Source organism: Aequorivita sp. KMM 9714 (genome assembly GCF_011065475.1).
GTDB lineage: Bacteria > Bacteroidota > Bacteroidia > Flavobacteriales > Flavobacteriaceae > Aequorivita > Aequorivita sinensis.
This window is the reverse complement of record NZ_JAAGRO010000004.1, coordinates 111,449-127,691: the sequence shown is the minus strand read 5'-3', so window position 1 is coordinate 127,691 and position 16,243 is coordinate 111,449. Positions and strand designations below refer to the sequence as shown.

The 16,243-nt window shown below is 35.5% G+C and carries 14 protein-coding genes; 10 read left to right on the top strand and 4 right to left on the bottom strand.

The annotated features are described in order from the left end of the window. Positions 1–13: 13 nt before the first annotated feature. The gene (locus tag G3A46_RS10825) at positions 14–646 is read right to left on the bottom strand and encodes a Crp/Fnr family transcriptional regulator (RefSeq protein ID WP_165149711.1); all 633 of its coding nucleotides are present in this window, start codon (positions 644–646) and stop codon (positions 14–16) included. A gap of 312 nt (positions 647–958) precedes the next feature. Here G3A46_RS10825 and G3A46_RS10820 point away from each other — a divergent pair, with 312 nt between their 5' ends. The 10 genes from G3A46_RS10820 (at position 959) to G3A46_RS10775 (ending at position 14,042) form a co-directional block, all read left to right on the top strand. Continuing rightward, on the top strand, positions 959–3,310 hold the full coding sequence (locus G3A46_RS10820; protein ID WP_165149709.1) for a patatin-like phospholipase family protein: 2,352 nt from the start codon (positions 959–961) through the stop codon (positions 3,308–3,310). Between the two features lie 82 nt (positions 3,311–3,392). Further along, a complete protein-coding gene (locus tag G3A46_RS10815; RefSeq protein ID WP_206736007.1) occupies positions 3,393–4,466 on the top strand; it encodes a saccharopine dehydrogenase C-terminal domain-containing protein in 1,074 nt (357 codons plus the stop codon). Positions 4,467–4,577: 111 nt separating this feature from the next. Further along, positions 4,578–4,847 carry a hypothetical protein gene (locus tag G3A46_RS10810; protein WP_165149707.1) on the top strand — a complete coding sequence of 90 codons (270 nt, stop codon included), beginning with the start codon at positions 4,578–4,580 and terminating at the stop codon, positions 4,845–4,847. A gap of 35 nt (positions 4,848–4,882) precedes the next feature. Next, on the top strand, positions 4,883–5,224 hold the full coding sequence (locus G3A46_RS10805; protein WP_165149705.1) for a hypothetical protein: 342 nt from the start codon (positions 4,883–4,885) through the stop codon (positions 5,222–5,224). A gap of 471 nt (positions 5,225–5,695) precedes the next feature. Then, positions 5,696–6,112: a hypothetical protein gene (locus G3A46_RS10800; RefSeq protein WP_165149703.1), complete on the top strand. Its 417-nt coding sequence runs from the start codon at positions 5,696–5,698 to the stop codon at positions 6,110–6,112. Between the two features lie 147 nt (positions 6,113–6,259). After that, positions 6,260–10,072, top strand: coding sequence for an efflux RND transporter permease subunit (locus G3A46_RS10795; RefSeq protein WP_165149701.1), 3,813 nt, complete (start codon positions 6,260–6,262; stop codon positions 10,070–10,072). A gap of 83 nt (positions 10,073–10,155) precedes the next feature. After that, entirely contained in the window at positions 10,156–10,521 is a 366-nt protein-coding gene (locus tag G3A46_RS10790; protein WP_165149699.1) for a four helix bundle protein, read from the top strand. Beyond that, complete coding sequence (locus G3A46_RS10785) at positions 10,514–11,782, top strand: TolC family protein (protein ID WP_241836887.1); 1,269 nt, start codon at positions 10,514–10,516, stop codon at positions 11,780–11,782. The genes G3A46_RS10790 and G3A46_RS10785 overlap by 8 nt, the downstream gene beginning before the upstream one ends. Before the next feature lie 24 nt (positions 11,783–11,806). Then, positions 11,807–12,289 carry a DUF305 domain-containing protein gene (locus G3A46_RS10780; protein WP_165149697.1) on the top strand — a complete coding sequence of 161 codons (483 nt, stop codon included), beginning with the start codon at positions 11,807–11,809 and terminating at the stop codon, positions 12,287–12,289. A 13-nt stretch (positions 12,290–12,302) separates the two neighbouring features. Further along, the gene (locus tag G3A46_RS10775; RefSeq protein WP_165149695.1) at positions 12,303–14,042 is read left to right on the top strand and encodes an efflux RND transporter periplasmic adaptor subunit; all 1,740 of its coding nucleotides are present in this window, start codon (positions 12,303–12,305) and stop codon (positions 14,040–14,042) included. A gap of 406 nt (positions 14,043–14,448) precedes the next feature. On the opposite strand, the gene G3A46_RS10770 is transcribed toward G3A46_RS10775, so the two are convergent. The 3 genes from G3A46_RS10770 to G3A46_RS14370 form a co-directional block, all read right to left on the bottom strand. After that, positions 14,449–14,868, bottom strand: coding sequence for a DUF6557 family protein (locus G3A46_RS10770; protein ID WP_165149693.1), 420 nt, complete (start codon positions 14,866–14,868; stop codon positions 14,449–14,451). Between the two features lie 69 nt (positions 14,869–14,937). Beyond that, positions 14,938–15,378 carry a hypothetical protein gene (locus G3A46_RS10765; RefSeq protein ID WP_165149691.1) on the bottom strand — a complete coding sequence of 147 codons (441 nt, stop codon included), beginning with the start codon at positions 15,376–15,378 and terminating at the stop codon, positions 14,938–14,940. Between the two features lie 17 nt (positions 15,379–15,395). Continuing rightward, entirely contained in the window at positions 15,396–16,217 is an 822-nt protein-coding gene (locus tag G3A46_RS14370) for a hypothetical protein (protein WP_241836886.1), read from the bottom strand. Between the last annotated feature and the right edge of the window lie 26 nt (positions 16,218–16,243).

Below are 16,243 nucleotides of genomic sequence, written 5' to 3'. Positions count from 1 at the left end.
TGTTACACATAGATTATAAGTTTAAAATTTTTAGATAATTTCTGCCAAGTTCAATTTTTTCCATTTGCTCCATTTTTTTAAGCAATCTTGAAATTACTACTCGGGAAGTATTGAGGTCGTATGCAATTTCTTGGTGGGTGTTTTTAATAATATCGCTTTCATTTACCCTAGCTTTTTCACGTAAATATTGCTCTAGCCTTTCATCCATTTGGTGGAAAGCAATACTATCCAAGGTTGCCAAAAGTTCATTTATTCTGTTGTGATAACTTTCAAAAACGAAATTTCGCCACGATTTGTATTTAGAAGTCCATTCTTCCATCTTTTGAACGGGAACCATTATTAGTTTGGCATCCGTTTCGGCTATGGCTCGAATTTCACTTTGTTTTTGGCCTAGGCAACACGTCATAGTCATTGAACAAGTTTCTCCTTTTTCTAAATAATAGAGTAGGAGCTCATCGCCTTCATTATTTTCTCTTAAAATTTTGATTGCTCCAGAAATAAGCAGCGGCATAGATTTTACATAGTCGCCTATATCCATCATTTTAGAACCTTCGGGGACTTCCTTAATAACCCCAACCTCCATAATTTCGTTGAGTAAATCATCTTCAAAAAGATGTCCGTAGCTTTGTTTTAGATCTTCAATCATTCTAAAAATAAATATTCTTTCGGGTTTGAGAATTGTTGCCTAAGAAACTCAAGGTTAAAAACCATCAAGTAATTTCTATTAGCGCTTTATACTATACTTCAAAAATACATTATAAAATAAGTTTTGGGAGGAATTTTAAAAAGGATTCTAGTAGTTTAAAATAAAATTAATCGATTATGATTTTTTAAAACTTTCAAGTTAATTGTGTGTAAAAAACTATAAAAATCACAATTTAGTTGTTATTCTGTTGAAATAACGCAATAACCGATGCTTAAATCTCTTTTTTCTCTATATTCACATATATAATTGAGTATGAGAAGACAATTACTATTTTTTACGGCCTTTCTGCTATTTGTGCAATTTATAGCTCACTCGCAGGATTCTACAAATTTCAAAAAGAAAACTTTCCAAGGTAAAAAACCAAAGGTAGCATTGGTGCTAAGTGGTGGAGGGGCAAAGGGAATAGCTCACGTTCCCACTTTACAGGTTTTAGATTCATTAGGGATAGTGCCCGACTTAATTGTTGGGAATAGCATGGGGAGTATTGTTGGCGCTTTATATGCAATGGGATACTCTGGAGATAGTATTACAAATATTCTAAAAAAGACCGAATGGGATAATTTGATGGGTGGCGGCGTGGCCCTAAAAGACGTGAGCGTTGAAGAGAAAGCAGAGTTTGGACGCTATGCCATCGAGATGGATTGGATGGATGGTAGCCTTAAACTAGGTAACTTTTTAGTAAACGACCAGGGTCTTCGAGAACTTATTACGCTATTAACCTTCCCAGTTTACGACGTTACAAATTTCGACGATTTGGCAATTCCGTATAGGGCAATTGCAACCGATATAGTCAATGGAAAAGAGCTTGTTTTAAGCGAGGGTTCGTTAGCACTTGCTATGCGGGCCAGTATGTCTATTCCAGGAGTTTTTCAAGCGGTAGATTACAAAGAAACCCTCTTGATAGATGGCGGGCTTTTAAATAACTTTCCAGTAGATGTAGCTAAAAGAATGGGTGCCGATATTATTATTGGTAGTGATGTTGGCGACGTGCCTTTTACAAAGGAAAAGTTACAAAGCCTTCCCGCCTTAATGTCTCAAACTACTATGCTAAATAGTAATAAGAAAAGACCCCAAAACAGAGAGCTATGTGATATTTTAATTGATCATAGTGGGAAGCTTTCCTATTCCTCAGCAGATTTCGATAAGGCTAATATTCTTTATGAAAATGGAAAACAAGCTGTACTAGAAAAGATGGATACGCTTAGAGCTTTGGCGAAAATGCTGAAAAACTACGAACAGATAAAAGTTAATCCTCCAAAACCAAGAGATAAATTTAGTTTTGACACTATTACCTATAACGGCGTGAGTGACGCTAACCTTGCCTTGGTAAAAGCTCATTTAGATTTAGAAACCGATACCCCTTATAACGTAAATGAAGTAATAGAAGGTGTAAATAGAGCCATGGGAACGACGATCTTTACTCAAATAGCTTACGATATTGATATAAATAGTGATGCTGTTGAGTTAAACTTTAACGCTGTTGAAAGATCGCCGCATCAACTGAAAGGTGGCTTGCATTACGATGGGTACAACGGGATTGGGGTTGTATTAAATTACACGGGTCGAAATTTATTAGGCGATGCATCACGAACTGTAATTACTGCCGACATTGCCGAACAGCCAAAACTTCGCCTTCAGTATCAAAAGAATTTCAGTAAAAATCGCAATTGGTGGTGGCGAGCAGAATTATATGGCGAACAAAAAAAGCAAAAAGTATATCTACAAGGAGACTATGTTGAGAATGTAAGAAATAGATATCATTCCTTTGACAATCAAGTTAATTGGAATATTAGTCCTATGCGTAGCTACGTGGGGCTTGGTGTAAGATATCACAACACGAATATAAAGCCAACTATAAACCCGAACTTAAATGAGAATATTTTTAAGTTTAGTATGTACGATAATTACGATGTAGAACTTTATGCTCACTACAAATCTAATAGTATGAATAAAGTGCTATTTGCTACTGAAGGTTCGGAGTTTAAAGGTTGGGTAGGAAGATCGTTGCTTGGAAATTTAAAGGTAAATTTTACAGATAATACAATTCCAGATTACAATGGCGACACCAATGGGTTTACTAGATTGGGAGTTGATTATGAAAAAAGATTTCCAGTGTCTAATATTGTTACCGCTATTATCGGTGCTGCAGGACACTTTACAATAGACGATGTCGAATCGACTGAGGAGGAATTGTATTCAGGTTTAACGCTTAACTCAAAATATTCCTTAGGCGGGAATTTAAGATCTGCTAGAAGTGATTTCTACGTTTTCCCTGGCTTGCAAGACAAAGAGTTGGTGATGAGTCAATTTATAAAACTGAATTTGGCGACTCAAATTAATGTGATGCACAAAGTATATATAACACCACATTTTAATGTTGCTTCCGTTGGGTTTGGAGATTTTAAGGATTACATAGGAGATGCGTTTTCTAACAAAGGAAAATGGTCAGATTTAGATCAGCCTAGTATTTTAATGTCTACCGGGGCAACTTTTTCATATAATTCTATTTTAGGGCCAGTAAACTTCGATATGTCCTATGTAAACAATATTAATAAACTACGATTTTTTATAGGAATTGGTTTTCATTTAGACAGTTCGGATTAATTATTTGGTAGTTACCGCTATTTTTTTCTTTGGAATGTTTGGGAGTTATCGTTAACTTTCAAGGTATCTAACAATTGACAAAATGATAAAAAATATAGGTGTTTTAGGTCTGGGAAAAGTAGGAAGTTTAGTGGCTACTTTATTAAGTTCAAAGTTTCATGTGGAAGGAATGGATCAATATGAAGCCAAAGAGAAATTTCCTTTTGAAATAGTAAAAGGAGATGTTTCCAACGATAAGAATATACGTGATTTTCTAAAAGACAAAGACGCTGTTGTCTCCTGTTTGCCTTACTTTCTAAATATTAAAATAGCCGAAACAGCTGTTGATATGGGCGTTCATTACTTCGATTTAACCGAAGATGTACCTACTTTAAATGCTATCCTAAAAATGTCTGAAAACAGCAACTCGGTGCTGGCTCCACAATGTGGGTTGGCTCCAGGTTTTATCGGGATTTTAGGAGCGGGATTATACAGTAAGTTTTCTGAGGTTAGATCGGTAAAACTAAGAGTAGGAGCCTTGCCTTTGCATCCAATGGGGCTATTAGGGTATAGTTTTACTTGGAGTGCAGAAGGGGTAATTAACGAATACTTAAACGATGCTGAAGTGATTCACAACGGCGAACGTAAAATGCTCAGCTCCTTAAACGACCTAGAGATTATAAATATAAACGGCCGTCAATATGAAGCATTTTTAACCTCTGGTGGGTTGGGAACTATGTGTGAAACTATGGAAGGGAAAGTAGATACTCTAAACTATAAAACCATAAGATATCCAGGACATAGAGATGGAATGAAATTATTGCTCTACGATTTGCTTCTAAAAGACGACCGAAAACTTGCTAAAGATATTTTAAACAATGCCTTGCCGTTGGTTGATGAAGATATAGTTCTCGTTTATGCTGCCGTTGAAGGAATGATAGATGGGAAGTTAAGAAGAAAAGAATTTTCAGAGTCCTATCGCAGAATTACCTTAGATAATAAAGACTGGCGCGCCATAAGTTGGACAACAGCTTGTAGTATTTCCTCAGTTGTAGATTTGGTTTCAGAAGGGAAATTAAAACACAAAGGTTTTATCAAGCAAGAGGAAATTCCATTCGATCTGTTTATCAATTCACATTTTGGGTCGATGTATGAAAAATATAAAGACCCTAAATAATTTTTAAAAACTATTATTCAAAGGGCATATGCTCAAAAATCTTCAAAAGGACTATATCATTCTTTTTCGATAAAAATAGTTCGTATTTTTGAAAGTTGAATTTTGATTGATATGTCGAAGAAAGATAATGGCGAAAATACCGAACTCGAAAATGCTAATTTAGAAAAGCAAGAGTCGGAATTACCGTCGACAAATAATGAAAACAAAATTGATCCCGAAATTGTTTCAGAACCTGAAGAAGAGGATTCTTTTACTGAAAAGTGGAGAAACAATCGTTTTCTGCTAATTCGCGGTACTTACTACCTATTGCATTCTATCTGGATGGTGATAATGGTTGTTGGCGGCTTTATAGCTTGGTTAATAGCGTTATTGTTTATCTAATGCGCAATGTTCCGCTTAAAATATTACATGGCTATGTGCTTTTTTCAGTAGTAGTGTTTTTATGCGTTCAAGGATTGAAATATTTTCAAATAGTTGCGCCTAACTGGGTTTTTAATCACCTAAATGATTTTCTTGTAATACCAATGGTAGCAACGCTTGGGTTGCATACGGCTTGGTTTATTAAGAAAGATAAAAGCATTTGCATAGATTTATTTACAATTATAAGTTTAGTAGTTCTGTATTCGGTTGTTTTTGAATATTATCTTCCAAAACAATCCTATCGATATACGGGAGATATTTGGGATGTGGTTTGTTATGCTTTAGGAGGAATTGTATTTTATGTTCTTCAGAAAATGGAAAATAGAAGTGCTTCTTAATTTTTCTTTATAGATATTTTTTTAATATAAATCAAAATTGTCCTAAAGGTTTTCTCTCTTCTTATCAGATTGCCTCGTATTATTAATATTTCCACAGATTTAATATTAAAAGAGGTTGAAATTAAATGTCAAATTGGCCTATCGAAAATTTATCGTAAAATTTGAAATGAGTGCAGCGTTAAAAATTTTAGGCTGTTTGAGCATTATGAATTTTTATATTTAGCAAAAAATAACAAAGCGATCCCGATAGCTATCGGGATAAAATTTAGCTGCCGAATGATAAATTTAGATAAAGGTTCGTAAGCCTAGACTTTTTTGTTGAAGCCTGTCCTGAGCGGAGCCGAAGGGTTTTGGGCGATGCAAAAAAGAAAGGAATTAAGAAAAATTAAGAAATATTCAGTTCGGCGCAAAATTTATTTAGGATAGCATTGATTGCTAGTTATTATCTCAATTTCATTATCTTTGCTAGCAATGAATTCAATTTTCCATAAAATAGTATCTGTGTTTATGGCGATTTTAGTGATGTTTACCACTATGTCGTTTACCATAGATATGCACTATTGTGGAGAAACGTTAGTAGATTATTCGCTAACCCAAAGCGCTCACTCTTGCGGAATGGATATGGAGGTGCCTACTAGCGATTGTGAAATTCAAATTCTTGAAGACTCTTGTTGTACAGACAAACAAGTTTTGATTGAAGGTCAAGATGAGTTAAAACATTCTTTTGATACATTAAGCTTAGAGCAACAGACTTTTGTTGCTTCATTTTTCTATTCATATATAAATCTTTTTGAAGATCTAGATTCTAATATAATTCCGTTTAGGGATTATAATCCTCCCTTTCTCATACGGGACATACAGAAGCTTCACGAGACTTACTTAATTTGATTTTAAACAGTTTCCGACTCCGATAGTTATCGTGGGTTTGGATAAGTCTGTCCTATGGTTTTACCATTTTAGGACAAGATTCTTGATTTTATTTTCCTGACTTCTTAGGGTTTTATTCAAAGTTTAACTGTTTAAAAATCAATTCAAATGCTAAATAAAAGCATAAAATTTCTCATAGAGAACAAACTGGTTGCAGTATTGTTACTCGCACTTTTCATAGGTATGGGTGTGGTAAATGCACCTTTTAGTTGGGATACTGGTATGTTGCCTAGTAATCCTGTAGCCGTAGATGCTATTCCTGATATAGGCGAAAACCAACAAATAGTTTACACTCAATGGGAAGGGCGTTCTCCCCAAGATATTGAGGATCAAATAACCTATCCGCTTACAACATCACTATTAGGAATTCCTGGAGTAAAGACCATTAGAAGTTCTTCTATGTTCGGATTTTCGAGTATTTACATCATTTTTGAAGAAGATGTAGAATTCTATTGGAGCCGAAGTAGGATTTTAGAAAAGCTAAACTCTCTACCCGCTGGCTTACTTCCAGAAAATGTAAATCCGTCCTTAGGGCCAGACGCAACAGGTTTAGGGCAAGTTTATTGGTACACTCTTGAGGGTAGAGATAAAGATGGCAATGTAACCGGTGGTTGGGACTTACACGAACTGCGAAGTATTCAAGATTACTATGTAAAATACGCACTGTCATCAGCTAGTGGAGTTTCAGAAGTTGCTTCCATTGGTGGTTATATTCAAGAATACCAAATTGATGTAAAGCCAGAGTTGATGAGGCAATACAACATCAGTCTATCGCAAATTGTAAAAGCTGTAAAAGAAAGCAATAAAGACATCGGTGCTCAAACCATGGAAATTAACCAAGCTGAGTACTTAGTGCGTGGTTTGGGATATATAAAGTCTGTAGCCGATATTGAAGATGCAGTGGTTACTTCTGAAAACTATACTTCTATCCGAATCAAGGATATTGCAAATGTTAGTTTAGGACCTGCACCGCGAAGAGGAATTTTGGATAAGGAAGGTGCTGAGGTAGTTGGTGGCGTTGTTACTGCTCGTTACGGAGCCAACCCTATGGAAGTTATTAATAATGTAAAAGATAAACTTGAAGAACTTAAAGCAGGATTGCCTTCAAAAGAACTTTCGGATGGAACTATTTCGCAACTTACAGTGGTTCCTTTTTACGATAGATCGGAACTTATTCAGGAAACATTAGACACCCTCGACGAAGCCTTAAGTTTAGAAATCCTAATTACAATTTTCGTGATTATTGTAATGGTGTTTAACCTTCGAGCGTCAATACTTATCTCGGGGTTATTACCTGTTGCGGTGTTAATGGTGTTTATCGCGATGAAGTTCTTTAATGTAGATGCCAATATTGTCGCCTTATCTGGTATTGCCATTGCCATTGGAACTATGGTGGATATAGGAGTGATTCTTTCTGAAAATATAATTAGGCATTTAGAAGAAGAAAAACAACGGTTTTCAGAAACAGGTGTAAAGCAATCAATCAACTCTGTTGTTTATAATGCGAGTGCTGAAGTCTCAGGCGCTATATTAACTGCGGTGCTTACCACTATTATCAGTTTTATCCCTGTGTTTACGATGATAGGAGCAGAGGGGAAATTATTCCGCCCATTAGCTTTTACAAAAACAGCGGCATTGGTAGCGGCATTTATGGTTGCGTTATTTTTAATTCCTCCATTTGCAGCTTATCTATTCCGAAGAAAAAGCTTTAAAAAGGTTACTTCTAATTTAATTAACGGAATTCTAATAATTCTTGGGATTGCAGCCATAGTTTTTGGCTATTGGTTAGGTCTTATTTTAATCGGTTTTGGAATTACAGGACTTTTAAAAGATGAAAAAATCGCTTCTAAAATTTCTGATAAAATCTGGCTTACAGACGAACGCGCTAATGTTATAAACATCTTTATTTCAGCACTAGCCGTTGTCTTTTTATTAGCTGAATTCTGGCGTCCTCTTGGTGTAGATAAAAGTATATTTTGGAACCTCCTATTTGTAGGATTTATCTGTTTTGGGCTTCTTGGAGTGTTTTGGGTGTTTCAGAAATATTACGCTCGAATTCTAGCTTGGGCACTAAGTAATAAAATAGTTTTCCTTTCTGTACCAACGCTAATCGTTGTTTTCGGAGTTCTTATTTGGCAAAATACAGGAAAAGAGTTTATGCCTTCGCTAAATGAAGGTTCCTTCTTACTGATGCCAACCTCAATGCCTCACTCAGGTGTAGAAGAAAACAAACGTGTCTTGCAGCAATTAGATATGGCGGTTGCAGGGATTCCTGAAATTAAAACCGTTGTAGGAAAAGCAGGGAGAACAGAATCGGCTTTAGATCCAGCGCCATTGTCGATGTATGAAAATATCATTTTATACAAGCCAGAATACGCATTAAATGACGAAGGAAAACGACAGAGGTTTAAAGTTAATGAAGATGGACTTTTCGAGCTGAAGAAAGGTGGTCTTGTCGAAAACCCCAATAGAGATGTCAGTTCGAGCGCAGTCGAGAACGCTTCAAAAGCAGGACGAGACATTTCTTCTGCGTTCGATGTGACATCAGGAGACCTTATACCCGATAACGACGGGGAGTTTTATAGAAACTGGAGACCTGAAATAAAATATCCTGATGATATCTGGAATGAAATTGTACGAGTAACCAAAATCCCAGGGGTGACATCTGCTCCAAAATTGCAGCCTATTGAAACTAGGTTGGTGATGCTGCAAACAGGAATGCGTGCGCCTATGGGGATTAAAGTGAAAGGTCAGGATTTACGAGAGATTGAGGCTTTCGGACTTGAACTTGAAGAAATCATAAAACATGCTGAAGGTGTAAAAGTAGAAGCGGTTTTTGCCGATCGTATTGTTGGGAAACCTTACTTGTTAATAGATATTAAAAGAGAGCGTCTCGCGCGATATGGAGTTTCTATTGAAGAGGTTCAGCAAATATTGCAAGTTGCTGTAGGTGGAATGCCTTTAACGCAAACGGTTGAAGGGCGTGAGCGATACGGAGTACGCGTGCGTTACCCAAGAGAGCTAAGAGCTAACCCACAGGATCTTCAGAACATCTATGTGCCAGTAGGCAAAGGAAATCCCGTACCTTTAGGAGAACTAGTGGATATACGTTACGAACAAGGTCCGCAGGTTATTAAAAGTGAAGACACCTTCTTGGTAGGCTATGTACTTTTTGATAAGCTAAACGATTTTGCGGAAGTTGATGTGGTTGAAAACGCTCAGGCATTAATTCAAGAGAAAATAGACAGTGGAGAGCTTTCGGTACCTAAGGGAATTAGTTATCAGTTTACGGGAACTTATGAAAATCAAATTAGAGCTGAGAAAACACTTTCAGTTATTGTTCCCTTAGCTTTGGCGATTATCTTTTTGATTCTTTATTTCCAATTCAGGTCGGTATCTACTTCGTTAATGGTGTTCACTGGAATTGCGGTGGCATTCTCTGGAGGATTTTTAATGATTTGGTTTTATGGACAAGATTGGTTTTTGAATTTCAATTTCTTTGGTGAAAACCTAAGACAAATGTTTCAGATGGACACCATCAATTTAAGTGTAGCTGTTTGGGTAGGATTTATAGCCCTCTTCGGAATTGCCACTGATGATGGTGTGGTAATGGCAACTTATCTAACTCAAACTTTTGATAAGAATGAACCGGAAAGCGTAAAGGAAATCCGAGCGTCTGTGTTAGAAGCAGGGTTGAAGCGTATCCGTCCGTGTTTAATGACTACGGCTACTACTATTCTTGCGTTATTACCAATTTTAACATCTACAGGTAGGGGAAGCGATATTATGATTCCAATGGCTATTCCAAGTTTTGGTGGGATGTTAATTGCACTAATTACTCTATTTGTAGTTCCGGTTTTATTCAGCTGGAGACGAGAAGCAAAATTGAAAAAACGTTTAAAAACTATTAAAGAAAACTAGAGTTTGGAAGTTGGTGGTTGGAGGTTGGAAATTAGATATTAGAAATAGGAATTTCAAATGTTCTTAAAAAAAATACAGAAGTTATGATAAAATCGTACAAGGATTTACAGGTACATAAGGAAGCGTTTTCGTTGGCTATGGATATATTTTGGCGAACAAGAAAATTTCCGAATGAAGAAATATATTCACTCACTTCACAAATCGTGCGCTCCTCGCGTTCTGTATCAGCTAACATTAGTGAAGGTTGGGGAAAACGACAATACGAAGCAGTTTTTAAACAGCAGCTTATAAATGCATTAGGTTCGAATTCCGAAACCCAAGATTGGCTAGACTATGCCTTGGCTTGTAATTATATAGAAAAAGAAGAGCACTCCGAATTTACTAAACGCAATGAACAAATAGGAAAAATGTTGACCAAATTATATCAAAACTGGAAAAGCTATGAATAAAATAAATTTCATAAAAGTAAAAGTGAATACACAAATGTTAAAGTCGCATTTCAGGCTTCCAGCTTCTAGCATCCAACTTCTATCTTTAATCTTTTTAGTGTTGATGAGTAGTTTTGGTTATTCACAAAATTTGCAAACCTATATTGAAGAGGCCCTAGAAAACAACCCAAATATTCAAGCGGTGGAAAAGCAGCATGCAATTTCAACTGAAAAAATAGCTGAGGTTAATGCCTTACCCGATACTCAGTTTTCAGGAGGGTATATGTTTGGAGAAGGAAATATGCCGATGATGCAACAAGCAGAGTTTTCGGTTATGCAAATGCTGCCTTGGTTTGGAACTATTGCAGCACGCGAAAAATATGCAAATGCTATGGCTGACGCAGATTTAGTTGAGATTGAAATCGCTAAAAGAAAAATTGCCTTGGCCTTGTCGCAATCCTATTATCGTTTGTATGAAATAGCAAAAAAACAACAGGTATTAGATTCTAATATTCAGCTTTTAAAGGTTTATGAGCAAATGGCTTTAACCTCTGTGGAAGTAGGACAAGCGTCTGCAGTTTCTGTATTGCGACTTCAAATGAGGCAGAATGATTTAGCCGAAAGGAAAATGGTATTGGCACAGGATTTTGCTTCAGAGCAAACTGTTTTCAATAAGATTATGAACCGAAAGGAAGTTGTTGATATTCCTATTGTTGATAGCTTAACTATTCCAGAAAAAGAGGTAGAGATAGATTTTGAAAATTTAAATTTCCACCCCGAATTGACAAAGTTTGAAGAGTTAAATAAGGTAGTTACTCAAGCCGATGCCCTTAATAAAAAAGAAAGCGCACCGAGTTTTGGAGTAGGGGTAGAATATATGCTTTTTAATGAAGCCCCGAATATGGTAATGCCTATGGCGACACTTTCTATCCCGATTTTTAATAAGAAGTTCAAGTCTGTAGCTCGTCAGAATAAGTTGAGGTATGAGGAACTAAACATTCAAAAAGAAGCCTCGCAGAACACTTTGTTTACACAACTTCAAACCGCATTAAGAAGTAGAGATGCAGCGCGAATTCGACTTGAAACTCAAGATAAAAACTTGAAACAAGCAGAAAACGCAAATGAAATTCTATTGAGGAATTACGAAACGGGCACTATCAATTTTAATGAAGTTTTAGATGTACAGGAATTACAACTTCAGTTTCAAATAAAGCGCATAGAAGCTGTTGCTGAGTATTTTAAACAGTCTAGTATTGTGGAGTATTATATAGTAAATGAATAGTATAATCTTTTAAAATTTACCACTATGAAAAATACAGAACAACATTCCAATAAAAATGTATACACAAAATTCATTTTGATGCTCGCTGCTTCATTTGTGGCTATGTACATCACTATGTATTTGAATACTTATCAGATAGACCACGTGTATTTTAGTCTTACAAGATTTTATATGTCTTGCTTAGGTATTTCAACTATGGCGGTAATTATGTGGTTTTTTATGCGAAAAATGTATAAAAACAAGAAAAAGAACATTGCAATACTATTGGGGAGTTTAGTTCTGTTTGTTTCTGCTCTTGGGTTGGTTAGAACTCAAAGTCCTATTGTTGGCGATGTATTGTGGATGAGAGCTATGATTCCACATCATTCTATTGCTATTTTAACTAGTGAAAGAGCGGATATAAAAGATCCAGAGGTAAAAAAACTCGCAAACGACATTATAAAAGCACAAGAAAAAGAAATAGCCGAAATGAAAGCTATGATTAAACGATTAGAAAACAATAAGTAAAATAAAGAATCAGATGAATAAAAATATTATTTATATAGCGATAGCCTTAGTTGTTGGGCTTTTAGGTGGCTTTCTATTATTTGGTGGAGATGCTAAATCTACAACAGGTGGTCACGATCATTCAGGGGAATCTGCAGCTAACGAAATGTGGACTTGCTCTATGCACCCTCAAATTATGCAACCCGAACCTGGAGACTGCCCAATTTGTGGGATGGATTTAATTCCCGCAGAATCGGGAGCTGAAGGGCTTTCATTAAACGAAATAAGAATGACCAAAAATGCTATGGCATTGGCAAATATTCAAACTGTAAAAGTGGGTAATGCTGTGGATGAAGACGAAAATAGTATGTCTCTTTCTGGTAAAATTATGCCTAATGAAGAAGCTAATGCTGTACAAGCAAGTTATTTTGAAGGAAGAATAGAGCGATTAAACGTAAATTTTACGGGTGAAAAAGTGAATAGAGGTCAGTTGTTAGCAACAATTTACGCTCCATCCTTAGTTGCTGCTCAGCAAGAGCTTTTAACAGCAGCCTCCATGAAAGAATCGCAACCTACATTGTATAAAGCAGTTCGAAATAAATTAAAATTGTGGAAGCTGTCAGAAGCTCAAATCAATCAGATTGAAACATCAGGAAAAGTACGTGAAAACTTCCCTATTTACGCAACGGTTTCTGGAACAGTTTCAGAAAAATTGGCGGAAGAAGGCGACTATGTTAAGCAGGGGCAACCAATTGTAAGAGTAAGTGATTTAGGTACAGTTTGGGCTATGTTTGATGCTTACGAAAACCAGATTTCTCAATTAAAAGAAGGTCAGAAAATCACAGTTACCACTAATGCTTATCCAAACAAAGAGTTTGAAGCTACCGTATCTTTTATCGACCCAATTTTAAATACTCAATCTAGAACTGTTTCTGTAAGAGCAACTTTAAATAATAGAGAAGGGTTGTTTAAACCTGGAATGTTTGTTACTTCTAAAGTAAATCTTCCAAAAAATGTTGGGAATGAATCGGTAATTAGCGTTCCTGCTTCTGCAGTACTTTGGACGGGAAATAGATCATTGGTTTATGTGAAAACAAATCCTGACGAACCAATTTTCGAAATGCGCGAAGTAAGCTTGGGCGTGAAAAATGGTGAAAACTATATAATTACGGATGGACTTAAAAATGGAGAAGAGGTAGTGGTTAATGGTACATTTACCGTAGATTCGGCAGCACAACTTCAAGGGAAAAAGAGTATGATGAATTCACAGGATCATACTCAGGAGGATACTTCAAAAAAAATAGCCGATATCGGAAGACAAAAAGTGTCTTCAGAATTTCAAAAACAGTTAAAAGCAGTTTTTGATGACTATATGGTAATTGAAAAAGCGTTGGTAAATGATGATTCAGAAAAACCTAAAACAGCGGCTTCAGATTTACTTAAAAGCATACAAAAAGTTGATATGAAGCTATTAAAAGAAGAGCCAGGCCACAGTCATTGGATGGAATTGGAAAAGGAACTTCAAACTGCTGCAGAAGCAATCTCTAAAACTTCTGATATTAAAGAACAAAGAGATTATTTTGAAACACTGTCAAACTATCTGATAAACGCAGTAAAAACCTTCGGTATCAATCAAAAAGTATATGTTGATTTTTGTCCAATGGTTAATAACGATAAAGGTGCATTTTGGCTAAGTACTGAAGAAGGTATCTTGAATCCGTACTATGGAGCCAGTATGCTGAGGTGCGGAGAGGTATCGGAAGAGATAGAGTAAGACGATATTTATTAATATAAAATGTAAAACTGAACGAGGGGCGCTTCTATATTGAAAGCGTTTCTCGTTTTAATTATTTAAAACCTAACTTTTTTACATTTTACAAAGAAATTAAACCCTCAAAACTTAATGTTGACTCAAGTATTAGGCTAAATTATAAATTGATTTTTTGTTAAGCCGATGCTAGACTTAATTTCAGACCAGGTAGCTACAATCCAATATTTATCAGGTTCTTCAGCATTCTATCTAGATGTCTTTTGGTTTGGTTGTGTAGGCAGTAGGATTTGATGTGTCTCTTTCAATTAGAAGAAATACTCAAAGATTTTGCAAATGATAAAAGCCCAAAATCCTATCGATATTTATTGGGATAATGAGCTTTAATGAGTTAAAATTGTTGAAGTTAAACTTATTTACTGCAAGGTCTTTTTAAAACATTTTGAATCTCGGTTTCAGAAAATCCAGCGAAAGTCATTTCATAAAGACAATGAACGATAATCTCTGTTTCTGAGAAATGGTTTAAACTCTCGAGATTAATTTCCATACCTAGCCATTGGCGCCAAGGCGTAAACTCTATGCCTTGGGAATATTTCTCTTCTTCAGTTTTAGGATTGTTATATAGTCCAGATACATCAAAGTATTTTTCATCTTCATCAATTTCAGCTTTTATAATAATAGACATATCTATTTTCTCAGGCTTCATTGTTTGCAGTTTTTCGAATACAATTTTGTATCCTTCCATATTCTCTTCAGCTTCGGGATAAACTTCTAAGAAAACGTTTTGAATATTGCTCCAAGAATTGTTTTGTACGAGGTCTTTAAAAGTCATTATTTTGTTTTTATTATATCTTCATAACTAGAACGAAAATTAATAGTTCGCTTTACTTTGAACAACTAATTAATCCATTATTTCAATTAAATCTTCTAGATTTTGTAAATAATGCTCCAATGGCAGTAGAGATTTTGTTTTACTTTTTAAGAATATTAAATCATTATAAAATTTATTCTGACTTTTAAGGAAACCAATACTTGTGTAAGCCACAGCGTTCATAGAATTTTGATCAAACTTTGATATAAACGAGTTATTCTTATTGATTAGTTGAATAAAATAATCGGTTGATTTCGCATTAAATAGCGTTTTAATGCTTTCGTATTCAGTGTTTAGTGAGTGTAGCTTAGCATTTAATCCACTACTACCTTTTTTAAAATACCAAGATTGATCATCCGATGAATTGAGTTTTTGTTTGATAGATGCATATTCAAGAATTATCGAAACCAGATTGGAGTCAATTTTCTCTTTAATCAATAAATCTTCAATGATTTTAAGTTCTAAGCCCAAGTTGATTTTATCTGATATTATGTGATAGTAAGGCTCTTCATATAAGTAACAACTGTTTTCCAATCGGCAAAATCTTTTCCTTCTGGACCAAAGTGAATATGTTTACCTTTAAATTCTCCCGCTCCATTTGCTTTTCTGTCGTCAATTAGAAAATCCCCCTTAGCTAGCTGTTTATTATGTGAAAGGATTAATCGTTTGTAAGCAACTTCAGGTAAGTGTTTTTTTACCCACAGTAGTTTATCCGACCAAGCAGATGGGTTTTCCCAAGGAGCAGTAGAAAGTATGTAGGTGTCAAAATTTTCGGAAAGCCATTTATACCCTTCAATAGCGCCTTCATAAGGTTCCATTAGAGAAAAAATACCAGGCACCTCGTCTAAGTTTCCCGCATATTTCTTTTTGTCTTCTTCCGAAATTTTGTCAATTCCAGATTTGAAATCTACCAATACATTATCCATATCAACAAAAACGACTTGTTTGGTTTTATTCTTTTTATGATTGTGATATTCTGTGTAGTTTTTGGTTTGTCGTACAACTTCTTCACAGAAGTAATCGGATGATTTATCGGTGGAACAGCCAGCTTCGTTTATTGGAGTGACCCCAAAGGCTGCTCTTTTTTTGTTTACTCTGTCTGTGTATTCTTGAGACATTGGGTTGCCTTCATCTGCAATTTCTCTTGTCATAAAATCCCATTCCTCTGAGAATAATGCAGATTTTAAATTTTCAACTTGCGTATCGAAGTTGGAGGGTTGTTTTTGAACCTCTCTCACTTTTTTTATTTCATATTCTGTCAAAAATTCGTGGTACTCATTTAAAATTTTTCCGATAGTAGGTGTTTTCATAGAAAGTATTTAAGATTAATATGTAG